The organism is Pseudomonas bharatica (assembly GCF_048586865.1).
In the GTDB taxonomy this organism is placed as follows: Bacteria; Pseudomonadota; Gammaproteobacteria; order Pseudomonadales; family Pseudomonadaceae; genus Aquipseudomonas; species Aquipseudomonas bharatica.
In genome coordinates, this window is record NZ_JBMAWR010000035.1 from 21,715 (window position 1) to 42,676 (window position 20,962).

Genomic DNA, 20,962 nt, shown 5'->3' on the forward strand with positions numbered 1-20,962 from the left:
GTCCTTGTCCTTGACCGGGAATCAAGCCCCGGAGGTTCCCGCCAGCGCTTGCTGCAATGCCACGCCGGCACCCAGCAGCCCGGAGAATTCGGCGGTCACCAGCCACACCGGGATGCCCTGGAAATAGCCGCTCATGCAGCCTTTGTCAGCAAAGCTTTCGGCAAAGCCGCTGCGCAGGAAAAGTCGGCTGAAACGCGGCACCACGCCGCCGACGATATACACCCCGCCGCGCCCGCCGAGGGTCAGCACATCATTGCCGGCGACCCGGCCGAGAAAGCGGCAGAACTGCTCGATCACCGCCAGCGCCACCGGCTCGCCCGACAGCGCGGCTTCGGTGATGGCAGCGGGCGTCGCCAGGGTCGGCGCGTGGCCGTCGAGGCTGCAGATGGCGTGGTACAAGCGCAAAAGTCCGCCACCGCTCAATACGGTCTCGGCACTGACGTGCCCGGTATGTTCGGCGATGGCCTGGCGAATTGCTGCCTCGCGGGCGTCGTTGACCGGCAGGTCGACATGCCCGCCCTCGCCTGGCACGGCCAGCCAGCGCCCCTCTTCCAGACGCAGCAGGCTGGCCACACCAAGGCCGGTGCCGGGGCCGATGATCAGCGCTGGGCGGCTCAGGTCGGCCTCGCCGGCGCAAACACTGATCCGCTCGTGCGGTTGCAGGCGGGTCATGCCCAGGGCCATGGCGGAGAAATCGTTGATCAGCAGCAGGTGCTCGACCTGCAAGGCAGCGCAGAAAATGCTGCGGTTGATCCGCCAGTGACTGTTGGTAAAGCGGAACTCCTCGCCCGACACCGGTCCGGCCACCGCCAGGCACACCGCCTGCAGCTCGCCACGGGCAATGCCCTGGCCCTCCAGGTAAACGCCGATGGCCTGTTCCGGGCTGCTGTAGTCCGCTGCCTGGAATACCTGCACGGCATGCAGGGCATCGTCGCGCCACAGGGCGAAACGGGCGTTGGTCCCGCCGATATCGCCTACCAGCGAAACGCTCATTTGCACCCCTCCAGCGCCTGGGTGAAGGCACTCGCGCCCTTCTCCGCCGGGCTGAAGGCCTGGCGCATGAAACCGAACAGCTCGCGGCCACAGCCGAGGTCATTGCCCAGTGGCGCAGGCGGGACCTCGCGGGCGGCCAGTTCATCGTCCGGCACCCGTACCAGCAGGCTGCCGGTGGCGCCATCGACGCGCACGATATCGCCGTCGCGCACCCGGGCCAGCGGCCCGCCGTCATAGGCCTCGGGGCAGACATGGATGGCCGCCGGGATCTTGCCCGAGGCACCGGACATGCGCCCGTCGGTGACCAGCGCGACCTTGAAGCCGCGGTCCTGCAGCACGCCAAGGAACGGCGTCATCTTGTGCAGCTCGGGCATGCCGTTGCAGCGCGGGCCCTGGAAGCGCATCACGGCGACGAAGTCGCGCTCCAGCTCACCGGCCTTGAAGGCATCGGCCAACGCCTGCTGGTCGTGGAAGACCCGCGCCGGCGCCTCGACCACCTGGTGCTCCGGAGCCACGGCCGAGACCTTCATTACGCCCCGGCCCAGGTTGCCCTCCATCACCCGCAGTCCGCCTTCGGCGGAGAACGGCCGGGCCACCGGGCGCAGGATCGACTCGTCGAGGCTTTGCCGCGGCCCCTCGCGCCACACCAGCGCGTCGCCATCGAGGAAGGGTTCCTCGACGTAGCGGCGCAGGCCTCGACCGGCCACGGTGTTGACGTCCTCGTGCAGCAGGCCGGCATCGAGCAGCTCGCGGATCAGGAAGGCCATGCCCCCGGCCGCCTGGAAGTGGTTGATATCGGCCTTGCCGTTCGGATAGACGTGGCAAAGGGTCGGAACCACTTCGGAAAGATCGGCCATGTCCTGCCAGGTCAACTGGATTCCGGCGGCCTGGGCGATGGCCGGGATATGCAGGGTGTGGTTGGTGGAGCCGCCGGTGGCGTGCAGGGCCACCACCGAGTTGACGATCACCTTTTCGTCGACGATTTCGCCGATCGGCATGAAGTTGCCGCTGGCCTTGGTCAGCCGTGTGACCTGCTGCGCGGCCGCCACGGTCAGGGCATCGCGCAGCGGCGTATAGGGATTGACGAAGGACGCACCCGGCAGGTGCAGGCCCATCACTTCCATGAGCAACTGGTTGGTATTGGCGGTGCCATAGAAGGTACAGGTGCCGGGGCTGTGGTAGGACTTCATCTCCGACTCCAGCAACTGTTCGCGGCTGGCCTTGCCTTCGGCGTAGAGCTGGCGCACCTCGGCCTTTTCCTTGTTGGAAATGCCCGAGGGCATCGGGCCACCGGGGACGAACAGCATCGGCAGGTGACCGAAGCGCAGTGCGCCCATCATCAGGCCGGGGACGATCTTGTCGCAGATGCCGAGCATCAGCGCCGCATCGAACAGGTTGTGCGACAGCGCCACGGCGGTGGACATGGCGATCACCTCGCGGCTAGCGATGCCGATCTCCATACCCGGTTCACCCTGGGTGACACCGTCGCACATGGCCGGCACCCCACCGGCGAACTGGCCGACCGAGCCTATGTCGCGCAGGGCCTGCTTGATCTGCTCGGGGTAGTGCTCGTAGGGCTGGTGGGCGGAGAGCAGGTCGTTGTAGGCGGAGACGATGGCGACGTTGGCCGAATTGGTCAGGCGCAGGGTCTGCTTGTCATCGGCGCCGCAGCCGGCCACGGCATGGGCGAAGTTGGCGCATTGCAGGCGGGCACGCATCGGGCCGTCGCTGGCGGCGCCGCGGATCAGTTGCAGGTAGCGTTCACGGGTGGGACGGCTGCGGGCGATCAACCGCTCGGTGACCTCGACAATACGCGGATGCATGAACTCGACTCCAGGCTAAACGGTGGTGGCGACGCTCTGGCGATTTTCCCTTCCAAACGATTGCGCCTACGCTCAGGCCAAGTGCCGGTAGAAAAGGACTGGATCGCTCGACGTGGTAATTCGAACAAAATATTGCCAGCAGCTACGCTTGTTTTCTATCTGTTTCCGATTAATCTTGTAATTACAACAACAAAATTCCGTACAGTACGCGAGGTGGTGCCATGACTATCCGGATTGCAATCAACGGCTTCGGCCGCATCGGCCGCAACCTGCTGCGCGCACTCTATACCCAAGGCTACCGCCGCGACCTGCAGGTCGTCGCCATCAACGATCTGGGCGACAGCGCCATCAATGCCCACCTGCTCCGCTACGACAGCGTCCACGGCCATTTTGCCGCCGAGGTGTCCTTCGACCAGGAGAGCCTGACAGTCAACGGCGACCGCATTGCCGTCAGCGCCATCCGCAACCCGGCGGAACTGCCGTGGCGGGCCGAGGGTGTCGATGTGGTGTTCGAATGCACCGGGCTGTTTACCGATCGCACCAAGGCAGCGGCGCATATTACCGCCGGAGCGCGCAAGGTGATCATCTCGGCGCCGGCCAAGGGCGCGGATGCCACTGTAGTCCATGGCGTCAACCACGACATCCTGCGCGCCTCGCACCAGATCATTTCCAATGCCTCCTGCACCACCAACTGCCTGGCCCCCGTGGCCCAGGTGCTGCACCGCGAGCTGGGCATCGAGCAGGGCCTGATGACCACCATACACGCCTATACCAACGACCAGAGCCTGACCGATGGTTACCACAGCGATCCCTACCGCGCCCGCGCCGCGACCCAATCGATGATCCCGAGCAAAACCGGGGCCGCCGAGGCGGTGGGCCTGGTCCTGCCGGAACTGGCCGGCAAGCTCACCGGCATGGCGGTACGGGTGCCGGTGATCAATGTGTCGCTGGTGGACCTGACCGTCACCCTCGCCCGGCCGACCACGGCCGAGGACGTCAATGCGCTGTTCAAGGAAGCCAGTCGCGGTTCGAAAATCCTCGGCTACAACGATCTGCCGCTGGTGTCCTGCGACTTCAACCACAACCCGTTGTCGTCGATCTTCGATGCCAATCACACCAAAGCCAGCGGGAAATTGCTGAAGGTGATGGCCTGGTACGACAACGAATGGGGCTTCTGCAACCGCATGCTGGATAACTGCCTGGCACTGTGGAACGCCCGCTAGACGGGGCTTTCGGCGTTTGGCCGGCGGGCATCCCAGGCACTGCCCGCCAGCGCCGTGCTACTTACCGCTTGACCGAAGCCGTTAATGACAATCAATATCATTAGCAAATTCCGGTCGGGTATTCCCGTGAGCCACTCTCACTTCAACACCGTTTTTCTCGCCCAACGGGTGACCCTGTTGCGTACGCTGCAGCGCATGGTGGACAACCCCAGCACCGCCGAGGACCTGCTGCAGGAAACCTACCTGCGGGTCACCCGGGCACTGGGCGAGCGTCCCATCGAGCACCTTGAACCGTTCGTCTTCCAGACTGCGCGCAACCTGGCGCTGGACCATCTGCGTGCGCGCCGGGTCCAGGCCCGTACGCTGGTGGACGATGTGCCGGAGCAGATCCTGCACAATGTCGCGGCGCCGGTCAGCAGCGCCGAAGACGCCGCCCACGCGCAAAAGCTGCTCAAGCGCCTGAGCGGCTCGCTGGCGCAACTGACCCCGCGCCAGCAGCGCATCTTCATCCTCAGCCGGCTGCATGGCGCCAGCTACCTGGAGATCGCCGAGCAACTGAAGGTCTCCGCCAGCACGGTGCAGAAGGAACTGAAACTGATCATGGCGATCTGCATGGGCGTCGCCGATCGGCTCGACGGCAACTGAAGGTTCCTTGCCTGCCCTTGCGTTTGCCGCGATCATGACGCCCACGACAAGACAGCCGCCACGCCCCAAGGACCCTCCGTGACCGAACCCGCCCATCAGCGCCCCGCGCCGCATGCGACTGCCCGCGACCAGGCCATGGACGAGGCCCTGGACTGGCTGATCCGCCTGCAATGCCCCAGCGATGACGACACCCGCGCCTTCGAAGCCTGGCTGCAAGCCAGCCCGGACAACGCCCAGGCCTATGTCGATGCCGAAGCGCTGTGGAACGGCGGTGCCGTGCGCCAGGCGGCCGGTGAGCTGCAGCGAAAACGCAAGGCCTCGCCTCTGGCACGCCTGCGCCCGCACTGGAAGCCGCTGTCCGTTGCAGCGGTGTTGCTGGTGGGTGTCCTGACCGCCGGGAACCTGCCCGTGCGCCTGCAGGCCGATCACCTGACCGTGGTCGGCGAGCGCCAGCGGGTCGAACTGAACGACGGCTCAAGGGTACTGCTCAACACCGATTCGGCCTTTTCCAGCGCTGTCGATGCGCGCCAGCGGGTCGCTCGGCTGTACCAGGGCGAGGCCTATTTCGAAATCCCCGGCGGGCTTGACCAGCCCTTCGAACTGCAAGCCGGGCCGCTGCGCGCCAGCGTGCGCGACAGTGATTTCGCGGTGCGCTACCTCGATGGCGAAGCGCTGGTGCGGGTACAGCGCGGCGATGTCGATGTGCTCGCCAGCCAGGACCAGCGCATCCGCCTCACCAGCGGCGAAAGCATCCGGGTCGGCCCCGACGGTTTCGGCGAACGGCAGCGCGCCGACCTGCAGAAGGACCTGGCCTGGGTCCAGGGTCGGCTGATCTTCGAAAACTGCCCGTTCAGCGAGGTGCTGGCCGAGCTGCGCCGCTACTACCCCGGCTGGATCATCAATACCAACCACAGGCTGGAGCAGGTGGCGGTGACTGGCAACTACCGCCTCGACCAGCCGCTGGAAGCCGTGCGCGCCCTGGCCCACATCACCTCTTCGCAAGTGCGGGAATTGCCAGCCGTGGTGATTATCAACTGAGTCGAAGGTTTTTTTACGCGATCCCCTGAGGTCGTACGTCTCGTTATAGCCAATGCAACTGATTCTTGTTTGAACCAGTAGCCACCTATAACGACGCGCGACAGGGAGCGCCTTTCGATGCCCACCGGATCCACCCGCCGAAACCCCAGCCCCGCCCGCAAGCCGGGCCTGCCACGTTGCACGCTCTCCCTGCTGACCCTGGCCATGCTCGCCAGCAGCGCCGCCAGCCTGCCGGCGCTGGCCGCCGCGCCGGCGCAAGTGCCTGCCCAGCGCATGGGTGACTACCGCTTCAACATTGCCCAGCAACCGTTGGTGTCAGCGTTGAACGCCTTCAGTTCGGTGACCGGCTGGCAGGTCGGCTTGTCCGCCGAACTGGGACAGAATGTGGTATCGGCGGGCGTGCGCGGTTCGCTGCCGCCGGAGCAGGCCCTGCAACGGCTGCTGCTGGGCACCGGCCTGACCTACCGCAAGCTGGGCAGCAACAACGTCGCCATCGAGCGCAGCCAGTCCCAGGCCATCGCCCTGCAACAGGTGACCATCAGCGCCACCCGCAGCGCCCAGGACGTCAGCCAGGTGCCCAGTACCGTCAGCGTGCAGACCCGCGAACAACTGGACCGCAACAACGTCAACGACATCAAGCAACTGGTGCGCTACGAACCGGGTGTCTCGGTCAGCGGCACCGGCCAGCGCAGCGGCCTGAACGGCTACAACATCCGCGGCATCGACGGCGAGCGGGTACTGACCCAGATCGACGGCGTGGCGATTCCCGACAGCTACTTCTTCGGCCCCTACGCCCAGACCCAGCGCAACTACGTCGATCCGGAGATCGTCAAGCGCGTGGAAATCCTCCGCGGCCCGGCCTCGGTGCTGTACGGCAGCAACGCCATCGGCGGCGCGGTGAGCTACTTCACCCTCGATCCGGACGACATCATCAAGCCGGGCCAAGACGTCGGCGCGCGCCTGAAGGCCGGCTATAGCTCGGCCGACAACAGCTGGCTGAAATCCGCCACCGTCGCCGGCCGCGAAGGCGGGTTCGACGGCCTGCTGCACCTGAGCCGGCGTGACGGCCACGAGACCGAATCCTACGGCGAGCACGGCGGTACCGGCCTGAGCCGCACCGAGGCCAACCCGGAAGACGTGCAGACCACCAACGTGCTGGCCAAGCTGGGCTGGAACTACGCCGACGACGGGCGTATCGCCCTGACCTACGAGCGCTACAAGGACGACCGCGACCTCGACCAGAAAAGCGCGGTCGGCGGCCCCTTCACGCCGAACCCGCTGAACTTCTACCAGGACCGCACCGGCAGCGACGTGGTCACCCGCGAGCGCTTCGGCATCGCTCATGACTTCGCCGTCGACAGCCTGCTGGCCGACAACCTGAAGTGGAGCCTGAACTACCAGATCGGCAAGACCGACCAGCGCACCGCGGAAATCTACCGGCCAATGGTCTACACCCTCTACCGCGACCGCAAGACCACCTACAAGGACCGTCAGTGGATCCTCGATGCCCAGGCCGATAAGGCCTTCGCTATCGGCGACACCGAGCACCTGCTGACCTACGGCGCGACCTTCAAGCAGAACAAGGTTACCGGCTCGCGCAGCGGCACCGCCACCTGCCTGACCACCGGCTTCGGCTGTGTCACCGGGCGGCCGCTGGCGTCCAGCGCACTGGTTGAAGTCAGCGACTTCCCCGATCCGACGGTCAATACCTACAGCCTCTTCGCCCAGGATGAAATCCGCTGGAACCAGTGGACCTTCCTGCCGGGCCTGCGCTACGACCAGACACGCATGAAGCCACACGTCACCGACGAGTTCCTGCGCGGCATCAGCTCGAGCAACGAGCCGGTCAACACCGAGGACAAGAAGTGGCACCGCGTCTCGCCCAAGTTCGGCGTGACCTATGCCTTCAACGACAACTACACCTGGTACGGCCAGTACGCCGAAGGTTTCCGCACCCCGACCGCCAAAGCCATGTACGGCCGCTTCGAGAACCCGGGCGTCGGCTACAGCGTGCAGGGCAACCCGAACCTCGAGCCGGAGAAGAGCAAGAGCTACGAAACCGGTCTGCGCGGCAACTTCGAGGCCGGCAACTTCGATGTGGCGGTGTTCTATAACAAGTACCGCGACTTCATCAACGAAGACGCCGTGCAGGGTTCCAACGTTGGCCAGAGCTTCGAGGCCAACAACATCAAGCACGCCACCATCAAGGGCGCCGAATTCAAGGGCCGCCTGAACCTGGATGCCTTCGGCGCGCCGAACGGCCTCTACACCCAGGGCTCGCTGGCCTATGCCTGGGGCAAGAACGAAGACACCGGCAAGCCGATCAACAGCGTCAACCCGCTGACTGCGGTGATGGGCCTGGGGTACGAGCAGGAGCAGTATGGTGGTTTGCTCAGCTGGACCCTGGTCAAGCGCAAGAACCGCGTCGACGACACCAGCTTCTACGCCCCAGACGGCACCAGCAAGCAGTTCCGCACTCCGGGTTACGGCGTGCTGGACCTGAGCGGGTTCTACAAGGTGAGCGACGACGTGACGGTCAATGCCGGCCTGTACAACCTGACCGACAAGAAGTACTGGCAGTGGGATGACGTGCGCGGCTACGACGGGATCGGCGAAGCCGCTGCGACGGCCCCGGCCAACCTGGATCGCCTGACCATGCCGGGGCGCAACTTCTCGGTGAATGTGGTCTGGGATATCTGATCACAATCTTGAAGCGCACATAGACACCCTGTGGGAGCGGGTTTACCCGCGATTACGGTAGTGAACTCACCGACGTAATCGCGGGTGAACCCGCTCCCACAGAGTTCTCTACATGGTCAGGACACCGGTGTAGAGACTGAAGGCTGCCAGGCCGGCACCTGCCACCACCGCCGCGAAAATCAGCTTCTCCCAGCCGGTGAACAACGGCTTATCCTGCTCACGCTTCGCCCTTGCGAACAGGATCACCCCCGGCGCATAGAGCAGCGCCGAGAGCAGCAGGTATTTCAACCCGCCCGCGTACAGCAACCACACCGCATACAGCAACGCCACCAGCCCGACGCACAGGTCCTTGCGCCGCGTTCCGGCAAAGCCTTCATAGGTCTCCCCGCGCAACGCCAGCAGCACCGCATAGGCCGCCGACCATAGGTAGGGCACCAGGATCATCGACGACGCCAGGTAGATCAGGCTGGTGTAGGTCCCCGCCGAGACCAGCGTGATCAGCAGGAAAACCTGGATCATGCTGTTGGTCAGCCACAGCGCGTTGGACGGCACATGGTTGGCATTTTCGAAGGCGAGAAACCGCGGCATGGTCTTGTCCCGCGCCGTGGCATAGAGAATCTCGGCGCAGAGCAAGGCCCAGGAGAGCAAGGCGCCGAGCAGCGAAACCGCCAGCCCGATGCTGATCAGCAAGGCGCCCCAGGGCCCGACGATATGCTCCAGTACCGAAGCCAGCGACGGATTGTGCAGCGCCGCCAGTTCCGGCTGGGTCATCACCCCCAGCGACAGCACGTTGACCAGCACCAGCAGGGCCAGCACACCGAGAAAACCGATCACCGTGGCCTTGCCGACATCCGAGCGCTTTTGCGCCCGCCCGGAATAGATGCTTGCCCCTTCGATACCGATGAACACGAACACTGTCACCAGCATCATGTTGCGCACTTGGTCGAGCACATTACCGAAGCTCGGGTTGGCCAGGCCCCAGATATCCCGGGTGAAGATGTCCATGCGAAACGCCGCCGCGGCAATCACGATGAACAGGATCAGCGGCACCACCTTGGCCACCGTGGTGATCTGGTTGATGAACGCGGCCTCCTTGATCCCGCGCAGCACCAGGAAATGCACCGCCCACAGCAGCAGCGAGGCACAGCCGATGGCCAACGGCGTGTTGCCTTCGCCGAACGCCGGGAAGTACAGGCCCAGGGTACTGAACAACAGGACGAAGTAACCGACATTACCCAGCCAGGCGCTGATCCAGTAGCCCCAGGCGGAGGAAAAGCCCATGTACTCGCCGAAGCCGGCCTTGGCGTAGGCATAGACCCCGGAATCCAGCTGGGGCTTGCGATTGGCCAGGCTCTGGAAAACGAAGGCCAGGGCCAGCATGCCGATCGCAGTGATACCCCAACCAATCAGTACTGCACCTACGTCGGCACGGGCAGCCATGTTCTGCGGCAGGGAAAAGATGCCACCGCCGATCATCGAACCCACCACCAACGCGATCAACGCTCCAAGGCGCAGTTTCTGGCCAGGCTCGGACATGAAATTCCCCTTTTTATTCCCTGTTTTTCAGTCAATGAACCTGATCATCATCTTGTAAAAAACGCAGGTTATAAGCCTTTATATTTAATAACAAAGGACTCTAATAACGACACGCTTCGGTCAGAGTTTTGTGCACTAATTCCGCTTCGACAAGTCTAACCGCCTTTTTTTCGTGAAAAATTTGCGAAAGCCGGGAAACGGACTAGCTTCAAAGTTCTCAGGCACTTTCGAGAACCCACCCCTTCTCTGAAAGCGCCGTATCACAAGGCCTGCGCAGCAAACTGCTGATCTTTCGAAGGCTCTTCCAGTCATTTGTCAACAATGGAATGTCGCAATGAACTGACCTGTATCAGCTTCCTGTAATTCCATCCGCATTACCTTGAAAGTCTCTCTTTTCTGAAATGGAGCTCAAGCATGTCAGAGGCTTCCGGAAAACTTCGACTCGGTGCGCTCGTCGCACTTGTGGTGGGTTCGATGATTGGTGGCGGGATCTTTTCCCTGCCGCAAAACATGGCGGCCAGCGCCGATGTCGGCGCGGTACTGATCGGCTGGGCGATCACCGCCGTCGGCATGCTCACCCTGGCCTTCGTCTTCCAGACCCTGGCCAACCGCAAACCCGATCTGGATGGCGGGGTGTATGCCTACGCCAAGGCCGGTTTCGGCGATTACATGGGCTTCTCGTCGGCCTGGGGCTACTGGATCAGTGCCTGGCTGGGCAACGTCGGCTACTTCGTCCTGCTGTTCAGCACCCTCGGCTATTTCTTCCCGATCTTCGGCGAGGGCAACACCCCGGCGGCGGTCATCGGCGCTTCGGTGCTGCTGTGGGCCGTGCACTTCCTGGTGCTGCGCGGGATCAAGGAAGCGGCCTTCATCAACCTGGTTACCACCGTGGCCAAGGTGGTGCCGCTGGCCCTGTTCGTGCTGATCGCGCTGTTCGCCTTCAAGCTGGATATCTTCACCGCCGACATCTGGGGAACCATGAACCCGGACCTGGGCAGCGTGATGAACCAGGTGCGCAACATGATGCTGGTCACCGTCTGGGTGTTCATCGGCATCGAGGGCGCGAGCATCTTCTCGGCCCGCGCGGAAAAACGCTCGGACGTGGGCAAGGCCACGGTCATCGGCTTCATCACCGTGCTGCTGTTCCTGGTCCTGGTCAACGTGCTGTCGCTGGGCATCATGACCCAGCCTGAACTGGCCAAGCTGCAGAATCCGTCGATGGCGGCCGTGCTCGAGCACGTGGTCGGCCACTGGGGCGCGGTGCTGATCAGCGTCGGCCTGATCATCTCGCTGCTGGGGGCCCTGCTGTCGTGGGTGCTGCTGTGCGCGGAGATTATGTTCGCCGCCGCCAAGGACCACACCATGCCGGAGTTCCTGCGCCGCGAGAACGCCAACCATGTGCCGGCCAATGCCCTGTGGCTGACCAACGCCATGGTGCAGATCTTCCTGATCATCACCCTGTTCTCGGCCAGTACCTACCTGTCGCTGATCTACCTCGCCACCTCGATGATCCTGGTGCCTTACCTGTGGTCGGCGGCCTACGCCGTGCTGCTTGCCTGGCGCAGCGAGACCTACGAGCAGGCCCTGGCCGAGCGCAAGAAGGACCTGATCATCGGTGGTATCGCCCTGCTCTATGCGATCTGGCTGCTGTACGCCGGCGGGGTCAAGTACCTGCTGCTCTCCGCCCTGCTCTATGCCCCTGGCGCGATCCTGTTCGCCAAGGCCAAGCGCGAGGTCGGCCAACCGGTTTTCACCCACGTGGAGAAGTTGATATTCGCCGCCGTGGTCGTTGGTGCCCTGGTGGCAGCCTACGGCCTGTATGACGGCTTCCTTACGCTGTAACCCCCGTATTTCACACCTTTGGAGGAAATGATCATGTCCACGGATAAAGTCAAGTACGGTGTTCATTCCGAGGCAGGCAAACTGCGCAAAGTGATGGTTTGCTCCCCTGGCCTGGCGCACCAGCGCCTGACCCCGAGCAACTGCGACGAGCTGCTGTTCGATGACGTCATCTGGGTCAACCAGGCCAAGCGCGACCACTTCGACTTCGTCACCAAGATGCGCGAGCGTGGGGTCGAAGTCCTGGAAATGCACAACCTGCTGACCGAAACCATCCAGAATCCCGAAGCCCTGAAGTGGATCCTCGACCGCAAGATTACCCCCGACACCGTCGGCGTCGGCCTCACCAACGAAGTGCGCAGCTGGCTCGAAGGCCTGGAGCCGCGCCGTCTGGCCGAGTTCCTGATCGGCGGCGTGGCCGGCGAGGACCTGCCGGACAGCGAAGGCGCCAGCGTGATCAAGATGTATCGTGACTACCTGGGCCACTCCAGCTTCCTGCTGCCACCCCTGCCGAACACCCAGTTCACCCGCGACACCACTTGCTGGATCTACGGCGGCGTGACCCTGAACCCGATGTACTGGCCGGCGCGACGCCAGGAAACCCTGCTGGCCAGCGCCATCTACAAATTCCACCCTGAGTTCACCAACGCCGACTTCGAAGTTTGGTACGGCGATCCGGACAAGGACCACGGCCAGGCCACACTTGAAGGCGGCGACGTCATGCCGATCGGCAAGGGCGTGGTGCTGATCGGCATGGGCGAGCGCTCCTCGCGCCAGGCCATCGGCCAACTGGCGCAATCGCTGTTCGCCAAGGGCGCTGTGGAGAAGGTGGTGGTCGCCGGCCTGCCGAAATCCCGCGCGGCGATGCACCTGGACACCGTGTTCAGCTTCTGCGACCGCGACCTGGTCACGGTCTTCCCGGAAGTGGTGAAGGAGATCGTGCCGTTCGTGATCCGTCCGGACAGCAGCAAGCCCTACGGCATGGACGTGCGCCGCGAGAACAAGTCGTTCCTCGAGGTAGTTGCCGAGTCCCTCGGCCTCAAGGCCCTGCGCGTGGTGGAAACCGGCGGCAACAGCTTCGCCGCCGAACGCGAGCAATGGGATGACGGCAACAACGTGGTGGCCCTGGAACCCGGCGTGGTCATCGGCTACGACCGCAACACCTACACCAACACCCTGCTGCGCAAGGCGGGCGTGGAGGTCATCACCATCAGCGCCGGCGAACTGGGCCGCGGACGTGGCGGCGGCCACTGCATGACCTGCCCGATCGTGCGCGACCCAATCGACTACTAACGCCCACTACCCCGGCCGCGCCCACCCGGCGCGGCCGGGCAGATCACCGAATCCAAGGAGTCCCGAAATGGCGTTCAACATTCATAACCGCAACCTGCTCAGCCTCGAACATCACACCGAGCGCGAACTGCGCTACCTGCTCGACCTGTCCCGCGACCTCAAGCGCGCCAAGTACACCGGCACCGAGCAGCAGCACCTCAAGGGCAACAACATCGCCCTGATCTTCGAAAAGACCTCGACCCGCACCCGCTGCGCCTTCGAGGTGGCGGCCTACGACCAGGGCGCCAACGTCACCTACATCGACCCGAACTCCTCGCAGATCGGCCACAAGGAAAGCATGAAGGACACCGCCCGGGTGCTCGGGCGCATGTACGACGCCATCGAGTACCGCGGCTTCAAGCAGGAAGTGGTGGAAGAACTGGCGAAGTTCGCCGGGGTGCCGGTGTTCAACGGCCTGACCGACGAATACCACCCGACCCAGATGATCGCCGACGTGCTGACCATGCGCGAGCACGCCGACAAGCCGCTGCACGAGATCAGCTACGCCTACCTGGGCGATGCGCGCAACAACATGGGCAACTCGCTGCTGCTGATCGGCGCCAAGCTCGGCATGGATGTGCGCATCGCCGCACCGAAGGCCCTGTGGCCGCATGACGACCTGGTTGCGCGCTGCAAGAAATACGCGGAAGACAGCGGTGCGCGCATCACCCTTACCGAGGATCCGAAGGCTGCGGTCAAGGGCGTGGACTTCGTCCACACCGACGTCTGGGTGTCCATGGGCGAGCCGGTGGAAGCCTGGGGCGAACGTATCCAGCAACTGCTGCCCTACCAGGTCAACGCCGAACTGCTGAAGGCCACCGGCAACCCGCGCACCAAGTTCATGCACTGCCTGCCGGCGTTCCACAACTCGGAAACCAAGGTCGGCAAGCAGATCGCCGAACAGTATCCGCACCTGGCCAACGGCATCGAGGTCACCGACGACGTCTTCGAATCACCGGCGTGCATCGCCTTCGAGCAAGCGGAAAACCGCATGCACACGATCAAGGCGATCCTGGTTTCGACCCTGGCTGATCTGTAACCCAAATCGCTGGCAAGCCAGCTCCCACAGGTCCGGTGTACGCCGTAACTGAGTAGGCAATCCTCCAGCCTGATGCTGTAAGCCAACTCCCACAGGTCCAGTTTACGCCGTCCCCTGTGGGAGCTGGCTTGCCAGCGATGGCGGCCTCCCGTTCAACGAGATTCAAAGGACATTCCCCATGCGTATCGTTGTTGCACTAGGCGGTAACGCGCTGCTGCGCCGTGGCGAGCCCATGACCGCCGACAATCAGCGCGCCAATATCCGTATCGCTACCGAACAGATCGCCAAGATCCACCCCGGCAACCAGCTGGTCATCGCCCACGGCAACGGCCCGCAGGTCGGGCTGCTGTCGTTGCAGGCGGCGGCCTACACCTCGGTCACCCCGTACCCGCTGGACGTCCTCGGCGCCGAGACCGAAGGCATGATCGGCTACATGATCGAACAGGAACTGGGCAACCTGCTGGACTTCGAGGTGCCCTTCGCCACCCTGCTCACCCAGGTCGAAGTCGACGCCAATGACCCGGCCTTCCAAAACCCGACCAAACCCATCGGCCCGGTCTACTCCAAGGAAGAAGCCGAGCGCCTGGCCAAGGAAAAGGGCTGGGCCATTGCCGCCGACGGCGACAAGTTCCGCCGTGTGGTCGCCAGCCCGAAACCCAAGCGCATCTTCGAGATCCGCCCGATCAAATGGCTGCTGGAAAAGAGCAGTATCGTGATCTGTGCCGGTGGTGGCGGCATTCCTACCCTGTATGGTGCCGACGGCAAGCTGCAGGGCATCGAAGCGGTGATCGACAAGGACCTGTGCTCGGCGCTGCTGGCCGAACAGCTGGAAGCCGACCTGCTGGTGATCGCCACCGACGTCAACGCCGCCTATGTCGACTTCAACAAACCGACCCAGAAAGCCATCGCCCAGGCCCACCCGGACGAGCTGGAACGCCTCGGTTTCGCCGCCGGGTCCATGGGGCCGAAGGTCCAGGCAGCTTGCGATTTCGCCCGTCACACAGGCAAAGTCGCGGTGATCGGCTCGCTCAGTGATATCGAGGATATCGTCAAGGGCACCGCCGGCACCCGGGTCAGTACCGCCTCCCCAGGCCTCAGCTATCGTTGAAACGCCCGGGCGGGCCTGCTGGCGGGCCCGCCTGTTTCAACCGTACAAGGAGCCCTCATGGCACAGTTCACCCCAGGCCATCTGCATATCGAGCGCCATGCGCTGAACAAGGACGACCACAGCTACAACTTCTGCGTCGATTACGAAACCGTCCAGGACCCCACCGCAGGCAAGGGCATCCAGTTCCGCCTGCACGGGACCATCCAGGACAAGCCCGCCGACGAGACGTTCTTCCTCGGCAAGAGCGACTGGTACAACTTCGCCGCCGTCATCGATGACATCGCCCGCAAGCACGACATGCCGATCAAGGGCATCGTCACCTCGGCGCACAACACCCTCTACGACAGGATGTTCGAAGACATCCGCGACAAGCTGGAGGTGAAATCGGGCGACCCGATCAAGCCCGAGCGTTTCGAATAACCGGCACAGCCTTCACCGCTGGCAAGCCAATCGACCACCACGCAGCCGCAAGGCATACTTGCACGCTTCGCCAGCCGTGAACCCATCGCCCACCAATGCGCATCCATGTCAGCTTCATCGACCGCGTCGGCATCACCCAGGAAGTGCTCGCCCTGCTGGGCGCGCGCAACCTCAACCTGGATGCGGTGGAGATGGTGCCGCCGAACGTCTATATCGACGCGCCCACGCTCAATCCCTTCGTCCTCGAAGAACTGCACGACGCCCTGCTCAACGTCCGCGGCGTACAGTCGGTGCGCGTGGTGGATATCCTTCCCGGCCAGCGCCGCCACCTGCAGCTCGATGCCCTGCTGGCAGCCATGGGCGACCCGGTGCTGGCCCTGGACAGCGCCGGCAACGTGCTGCTGGCCAACCCGGCGCTGGTCGCACTGTGCGGGCAGGAGCCGGCGGGACGCAGCATCGCCGAGCTGTTCGATGCGCCGGAACTGCTCGCCACCCTGATCGACCAGGGCTTCCACCTGCCGATGCGCGAAGTGGTGCTCAACGGCCAGACGCTGCTGCTGGACGCCACGCCGATCACCGACGCCGGTGCGCTGGTCACCCTGTACCCGCCGAACCGCATCGGCGAACGCCTGTCGGCCTTGCATCACGACCACGCAGAGGGCTTCGACGCCTTGCTTGGCGAATCCCCGGCGATCCGTACCCTGAAAAGCCGCGCCCTGCGCGTGGCGGCCCTCGATGCGCCGTTGCTGATCCACGGCGAGACCGGTACCGGCAAGGAACTGGTGGCACGCGCCTGCCATGCCATCAGCAGCCGCCATGCCGCGCCCTTCCTCGCCCTCAACTGCGCGGCACTGCCGGAGAACCTGGCCGAAAGCGAGCTGTTCGGCTACGCCCCCGGCGCCTTCACCGGCGCGCAGCGCGGTGGCAAGCCGGGGCTGATGGAACTGGCCAACCAGGGCACGGTGTTTCTCGACGAAATCGGCGAGATGTCGCCCTACCTGCAGGCCAAGCTGCTGCGCTTCCTCAATGACGGCAGCTTCCGCCGGGTCGGCGGCGATCGCGAGGTCAAGGTCAATGTGCGGATCCTCAGCGCCACCCACCGCGACCTGGAAAAGATGGTCGCCGAAGGCAGCTTCCGCGAAGACCTGTTCTACCGCCTCAACGTCCTCAACCTCGAGGTGCCGCCGCTGCGTGAGCGCGGCCAGGACATCCTGCTGCTGGCCCGCTACTTCATGCAGCAGGCCTGTACCCAGATCCAGCGGCCGCTCTGCCGCCTGGCCCCGGACACCTTCCCTGCCCTGCTCGGCAACCGCTGGCCGGGCAACGTGCGGCAACTGCAGAACGTGATCTTCCGCGCTGCCGCCATCAGCGAAAACAGCCTGGTGGACATCGGCGACCTGGACATCGCCGGCACCTCGGTAGCCCGCGAGCAGGACGGCGAAATCACCAGCCTGGAGCAGGCCGTCGAGAACTTCGAAAAGAACCTGCTGGAAAAGCTCTACGCCGAGCATCCCTCGACCCGCCAATTGGCCAGTCGCTTGCAGACCTCTCACACGGCGATTGCCCACCGGCTGCGCAAGTACGGAATCCCAACCAAACACTGAACATTCGTAGCGAAATCAATACACCGTAATGATTTCGCTACGAACTGTTGTAATGCCTAGCCGGCAAGGCCTTGATCCTTCTCGGCTTTAATCCCTCCCTTCTGCCGTATCGATTTCATTCCACTCATTCTGTAATTCGGTCAGGAAAATTCGGGAAAACCCTTTGTTCACGGGCTTTTGCCGAACATGGCCGCGAACTTGCTATGGATATTCCAGACCCCGCCCGCCGCGCCTTTTCCGCGGGCCATCACCGCATCCGGCCGCACCGACGGCCTTCGAGGAGTTTCCATGAGCGAGTTGCGTTTTACCGAAGATCACGAGTGGCTGCGTGCCGAAGCCGACGGCAGCGTGACCGTGGGCATCACCGCCTTTGCCCAGAACGCCCTGGGCGACGTGGTCTATGTGCAACTGCCGGAACTGCAGCAATACGCCAAGGGCGCCGAAGCCTCCACGGTGGAGTCGGTGAAAGCCGCCAGCGGCGTGTACATGCCGCTGGACGGCGAAGTGGTCGAGGTCAATGGGCAACTGGAAGACAGCCCGGAGCTGGTCAACGAAGACCCGCTGGGCGACGGCTGGTTCTTCCGCTTTATCCCGGCCGACGCCGGCGCCGTCGCGCAACTGCTCGACCAGGACGCCTACGACCGCCTGATCAAAGCCAACGCCGACGCCTGAGGAACCCGTCATGACCATCAATCTCGGCACCGCCAACGAATTCATCGCCCGCCATATCGGTCCGCGCCAGGCCGATGAGCAGGCCATGCTCGCCACCCTCGGCTTCGACTCGCTGGACGCCATGACCGCCGCGGTCATCCCCGACAGCATCAAGGGCACCAGCGTGCTGGAAATGGGCGAAGGCCAAAGCGAAGCCGACGCCCTCGCCGCCCTGAAAGCCATCGCCGGCAAGAACCAATTGGTCAAGAGCGTGATCGGCCAGGGTTACTACAACTGCCATACGCCGGCGCCGATCCTGCGCAACCTTCTGGAAAATCCGGCCTGGTACACCGCCTACACCCCGTACCAGCCGGAGATTTCCCAGGGCCGCCTGGAAGCCCTGCTGAACTTCCAGACCCTGATCAGCGACCTCACCGGCCTGCCGATCGCCAACGCCTCGCTGCTCGACGAAGCCACCGCCGTCGCCGAAGCCATGACCTTCTGCAAGCGCCTGAGCAAGAACAAGGGCAGCCACGCCTTCTTCGCCTCGGTGCATTGCCACCCGCAGACCCTCGACGTGCTGCGTACCCGTGCCGAGCCGCTGGGCATCGAAGTGGTGGTCGGCGACGAGCGCGAACTGAGCGACGTCAGCCGCTTCTTCGGCGCCGTGCTGCAATACCCGGCGAGCAACGGTGACGTCTTCGACTACCGCGAGCTGGTCGAGCGCTTCCACGCCGCCAACGCCCTGGTCGCGGTTGCCGCCGACCTGCTGGCCCTGACCCTGCTGACCCCGCCGGGCGAGTTCGGCGCCGACGTGGCCATCGGCAGCGCCCAGCGCTTCGGTGTACCGCTGGGCTTCGGCGGCCCTCACGCCGCCTACTTCTCCACCCGCGACGCGTTCAAGCGCGACATGCCGGGTCGCCTGGTCGGCGTGTCCATCGACCGCTTCGGCAAGACCGCCCTGCGCCTGGCCATGCAGACCCGCGAGCAGCACATCCGCCGCGAAAAGGCCACCAGCAACATCTGCACCGCCCAGGTGCTGCTGGCCAACATCGCCAGCATGTACGCCGTCTACCACGGCCCGCAGGGCCTGAAGCAGATTGCCGCACGCACCCACCAACTGACCGCGATCCTCGCTGCCGGCCTCAACGGCCTGGGCGTGACCGTCGAAACCAGCGCCTTCTTCGACACCCTGACCCTGGCTACCGGTGCCGCGACCGCCGAGCTGCACGCCCAAGCCCGCGCTGCCGGCTTCAACCTGCGCCAGATCGATGGCGAGCGCGTGGGTGTGTCCCTCGACGAAACCAGTACCCAGGCCGATGTCGAAGCCCTGTGGGCGCTGTTCGCCCAAGGCAAGGCGGCCCCGGACTTCGCCGCCCTGGCCGCCAGCACCGCCGCGCAATTGCCGCAGGCCCTGCTGCGCCAATCGGCGATCCTCGAGCACCCGGTGTTCAACCGCTACCACAGCGAAACCGAGCTGATGCGCTACCTGCGCCGCCTGGCCGACAAGGACCTGGCGCTGGACCGCACCATGATCCCGCTGGGCTCCTGCACCATGAAGCTCAACGCCGCCAGCGAGATGATCCCGGTGACCTGGGCCGAATTCGGCAGCCTGCACCCCTTCGCCCCTGCCGAGCAGAGCCAGGGTTACCAGCAACTGACGTCCGAACTGGAAGCCATGCTCTGCGCCGCCACCGGCTACGATGCCGTATCGCTGCAGCCGAACGCCGGCTCCCAGGGCGAATATGCCGGCCTGCTGGCGATCCGTGCCTATCACCAGAGCCGTGGCGACGACCGCCGCGACATCTGCCTGATCCCGTCCTCGGCCCACGGCACCAACCCGGCCACCGCCCATATGGCCGGCATGCGCGTGGTGGTGACCGCCTGTGACGCCCGCGGCAACGTGGACATCGACGACCTGCGGGCCAAGGCCATCGAGCACCGCGAGCACCTTGCCGCGCTGATGATCACTTACCCGTCGACCCACGGCGTGTTCGAAGAGGCCATCGGCGAGATCTGCGCGATCATCCACGACAACGGCGGCCAGGTGTACATCGACGGCGCCAACATGAACGCCATGGTCGGCCTCTGCGCACCGGGCAAGTTCGGTGGCGACGTTTCGCACCTGAACCTGCACAAGACCTTCTGCATTCCTCACGGCGGTGGCGGCCCGGGCGTCGGCCCGATCGGCGTCAAGTCGCACCTGGCGCCGTTCCTGCCGGGCCATGCGCAGATGGAAAACAAGCAAGGGGCGGTCTGCGCAGCGCCATTCGGCAGCGCCAGCATCCTGCCGATCACCTGGATGTACATTCGCATGATGGGTGGCGCGGGCCTCAAGCGTGCCTCGCAGATGGCGATCCTCAACGCCAACTACATCGCCCGTCGCCTGGAAGAGCACTATCCTGTGCTGTACACCGGCAGCAACGGCCTGGTCGCGCATGAATGCATCCTCGACCTGCGCCCGCTCAAGGACAGCAGCGGCATCAGCGTCGACGACGTGGCCAAGCGCCTGATCGACTTCGGCTTCCACGCCCCGACCATGTCCTTCCCGGTCGCCGGCACCCTGATGATCGAGCCGACCGAAAGCGAGTCCAAGGAAGAACTGGATCGCTTCTGCGAGGCGATGATCCGCATCCGCGAAGAAATTCGTGCGGTGGAAAACGGCAGCCTGGACAAGGACGACAACCCGCTGAAGAACGCTCCGCACACCGCGGCCGAGCTCGCGGGCGAATGGCCGCACGGCTACAGCCGCGAGCAGGCGGTGTACCCGCTGCCGTCGCTGGTGGAAGGCAAGTACTGGCCACCGGTGGGCCGGGTCGACAACGTGTTCGGTGATCGCAACCTGGTGTGCGCTTGCCCGTCGATCGAGAGTTACCAAGAGGTCTGAGTTCGCTTGAGGGCCTCATCGCCGGCAACGCCGGCTCCCACAAGGTTCGCGGCGCACCCGATACCTGTGGGAGCCGGCGTTGCCGGCGAGGGGGGGGGGCCCCGCCCCGCCCTTCATACCGCCG

Annotated in this window: 15 protein-coding genes; 12 read left to right on the forward strand and 3 right to left on the reverse strand. The window is 64.3% G+C overall.

The annotated features are described in order from the left end of the window. Positions 1–21: 21 nt before the first annotated feature. Positions 22–993 (reverse strand): glucokinase, encoded by a 972-nt coding sequence (locus ACKLLE_RS25765; RefSeq protein WP_420059425.1) that lies wholly within the window; start codon positions 991–993, stop codon positions 22–24. Further along, entirely contained in the window at positions 990–2,816 is a 1,827-nt protein-coding gene (gene edd, locus ACKLLE_RS25770) for a phosphogluconate dehydratase (protein ID WP_064301661.1), read from the reverse strand. The genes ACKLLE_RS25765 and edd overlap by 4 nt, the downstream gene beginning before the upstream one ends. Positions 2,817–3,037: 221 nt before the next feature. On the opposite strand from edd, the gene gap reads away from it, so the two are divergent. The 4 genes from gap (at position 3,038) to ACKLLE_RS25790 (ending at position 8,422) form a co-directional block, all read left to right on the forward strand. Continuing rightward, complete coding sequence (gene gap, locus ACKLLE_RS25775; RefSeq protein WP_420059426.1) at positions 3,038–4,039, forward strand: type I glyceraldehyde-3-phosphate dehydrogenase; 1,002 nt, start codon at positions 3,038–3,040, stop codon at positions 4,037–4,039. Positions 4,040–4,165: 126 nt separating this feature from the next. Next, entirely contained in the window at positions 4,166–4,684 is a 519-nt protein-coding gene (locus ACKLLE_RS25780) for an RNA polymerase sigma factor (protein ID WP_009398286.1), read from the forward strand. 78 nt (positions 4,685–4,762) lie between these two features. Further along, complete coding sequence (locus ACKLLE_RS25785; protein ID WP_420059427.1) at positions 4,763–5,722, forward strand: FecR family protein; 960 nt, start codon at positions 4,763–4,765, stop codon at positions 5,720–5,722. 117 nt (positions 5,723–5,839) lie between these two features. After that, complete coding sequence (locus tag ACKLLE_RS25790; protein ID WP_420059428.1) at positions 5,840–8,422, forward strand: TonB-dependent receptor; 2,583 nt, start codon at positions 5,840–5,842, stop codon at positions 8,420–8,422. A gap of 108 nt (positions 8,423–8,530) precedes the next feature. Here ACKLLE_RS25790 and arcD (ACKLLE_RS25795) read toward each other — a convergent pair whose 3' ends face one another. Further along, the gene (gene arcD, locus ACKLLE_RS25795; RefSeq protein ID WP_420059429.1) at positions 8,531–9,958 is read right to left on the reverse strand and encodes an arginine-ornithine antiporter; all 1,428 of its coding nucleotides are present in this window, start codon (positions 9,956–9,958) and stop codon (positions 8,531–8,533) included. A gap of 414 nt (positions 9,959–10,372) precedes the next feature. On the opposite strand from arcD (ACKLLE_RS25795), the gene arcD (ACKLLE_RS25800) reads away from it, so the two are divergent. From arcD (ACKLLE_RS25800) to gcvP, 8 genes are all read left to right on the forward strand, one after another. After that, the gene (gene arcD / locus ACKLLE_RS25800) at positions 10,373–11,800 is read left to right on the forward strand and encodes an arginine-ornithine antiporter (protein ID WP_009398281.1); all 1,428 of its coding nucleotides are present in this window, start codon (positions 10,373–10,375) and stop codon (positions 11,798–11,800) included. A gap of 33 nt (positions 11,801–11,833) precedes the next feature. Beyond that, complete coding sequence (arcA, locus tag ACKLLE_RS25805; protein WP_420059430.1) at positions 11,834–13,090, forward strand: arginine deiminase; 1,257 nt, start codon at positions 11,834–11,836, stop codon at positions 13,088–13,090. 67 nt (positions 13,091–13,157) lie between these two features. Further along, positions 13,158–14,168: an ornithine carbamoyltransferase gene (locus ACKLLE_RS25810; protein ID WP_009398277.1), complete on the forward strand. Its 1,011-nt coding sequence runs from the start codon at positions 13,158–13,160 to the stop codon at positions 14,166–14,168. Positions 14,169–14,346: 178 nt separating this feature from the next. Next, positions 14,347–15,276 (forward strand): carbamate kinase, encoded by a 930-nt coding sequence (arcC, locus tag ACKLLE_RS25815; RefSeq protein ID WP_420059431.1) that lies wholly within the window; start codon positions 14,347–14,349, stop codon positions 15,274–15,276. 57 nt (positions 15,277–15,333) lie between these two features. Then, positions 15,334–15,696: a DUF5064 family protein gene (locus ACKLLE_RS25820; RefSeq protein ID WP_009398274.1), complete on the forward strand. Its 363-nt coding sequence runs from the start codon at positions 15,334–15,336 to the stop codon at positions 15,694–15,696. Positions 15,697–15,791: 95 nt separating this feature from the next. Continuing rightward, the gene (locus tag ACKLLE_RS25825; RefSeq protein ID WP_064301654.1) at positions 15,792–17,300 is read left to right on the forward strand and encodes a sigma-54-dependent transcriptional regulator; all 1,509 of its coding nucleotides are present in this window, start codon (positions 15,792–15,794) and stop codon (positions 17,298–17,300) included. 288 nt (positions 17,301–17,588) lie between these two features. Then, positions 17,589–17,972 (forward strand): glycine cleavage system protein GcvH, encoded by a 384-nt coding sequence (gene gcvH, locus ACKLLE_RS25830; protein ID WP_009398272.1) that lies wholly within the window; start codon positions 17,589–17,591, stop codon positions 17,970–17,972. Positions 17,973–17,982: 10 nt separating this feature from the next. Beyond that, positions 17,983–20,838 carry an aminomethyl-transferring glycine dehydrogenase gene (gene gcvP / locus ACKLLE_RS25835; RefSeq protein WP_420059432.1) on the forward strand — a complete coding sequence of 952 codons (2,856 nt, stop codon included), beginning with the start codon at positions 17,983–17,985 and terminating at the stop codon, positions 20,836–20,838. The last annotated feature ends 124 nt before the right edge of the window (positions 20,839–20,962 follow it).

Coding starts and splice junctions, on each gene's coding strand:
- ACKLLE_RS25765 (WP_420059425.1), bottom strand. CDS start 993: ATGAGCGTTTCGCTGGTAGGCGATATCGGCGGGACCAACGCCCGTTTC.
- edd (WP_064301661.1), bottom strand. CDS start 2,816: ATGCATCCGCGTATTGTCGAGGTCACCGAGCGGTTGATCGCCCGCAGC.
- gap (WP_420059426.1), top strand. CDS start 3,038: ATGACTATCCGGATTGCAATCAACGGCTTCGGCCGCATCGGCCGCAAC.
- ACKLLE_RS25790 (WP_420059428.1), top strand. CDS start 5,840: ATGCCCACCGGATCCACCCGCCGAAACCCCAGCCCCGCCCGCAAGCCG.
- arcD (WP_420059429.1), bottom strand. CDS start 9,958: ATGTCCGAGCCTGGCCAGAAACTGCGCCTTGGAGCGTTGATCGCGTTG.
- arcD (WP_009398281.1), top strand. CDS start 10,373: ATGTCAGAGGCTTCCGGAAAACTTCGACTCGGTGCGCTCGTCGCACTT.
- arcA (WP_420059430.1), top strand. CDS start 11,834: ATGTCCACGGATAAAGTCAAGTACGGTGTTCATTCCGAGGCAGGCAAA.
- ACKLLE_RS25810 (WP_009398277.1), top strand. CDS start 13,158: ATGGCGTTCAACATTCATAACCGCAACCTGCTCAGCCTCGAACATCAC.
- arcC (WP_420059431.1), top strand. CDS start 14,347: ATGCGTATCGTTGTTGCACTAGGCGGTAACGCGCTGCTGCGCCGTGGC.
- ACKLLE_RS25820 (WP_009398274.1), top strand. CDS start 15,334: ATGGCACAGTTCACCCCAGGCCATCTGCATATCGAGCGCCATGCGCTG.
- ACKLLE_RS25825 (WP_064301654.1), top strand. CDS start 15,792: ATGCGCATCCATGTCAGCTTCATCGACCGCGTCGGCATCACCCAGGAA.
- gcvH (WP_009398272.1), top strand. CDS start 17,589: ATGAGCGAGTTGCGTTTTACCGAAGATCACGAGTGGCTGCGTGCCGAA.
- gcvP (WP_420059432.1), top strand. CDS start 17,983: ATGACCATCAATCTCGGCACCGCCAACGAATTCATCGCCCGCCATATC.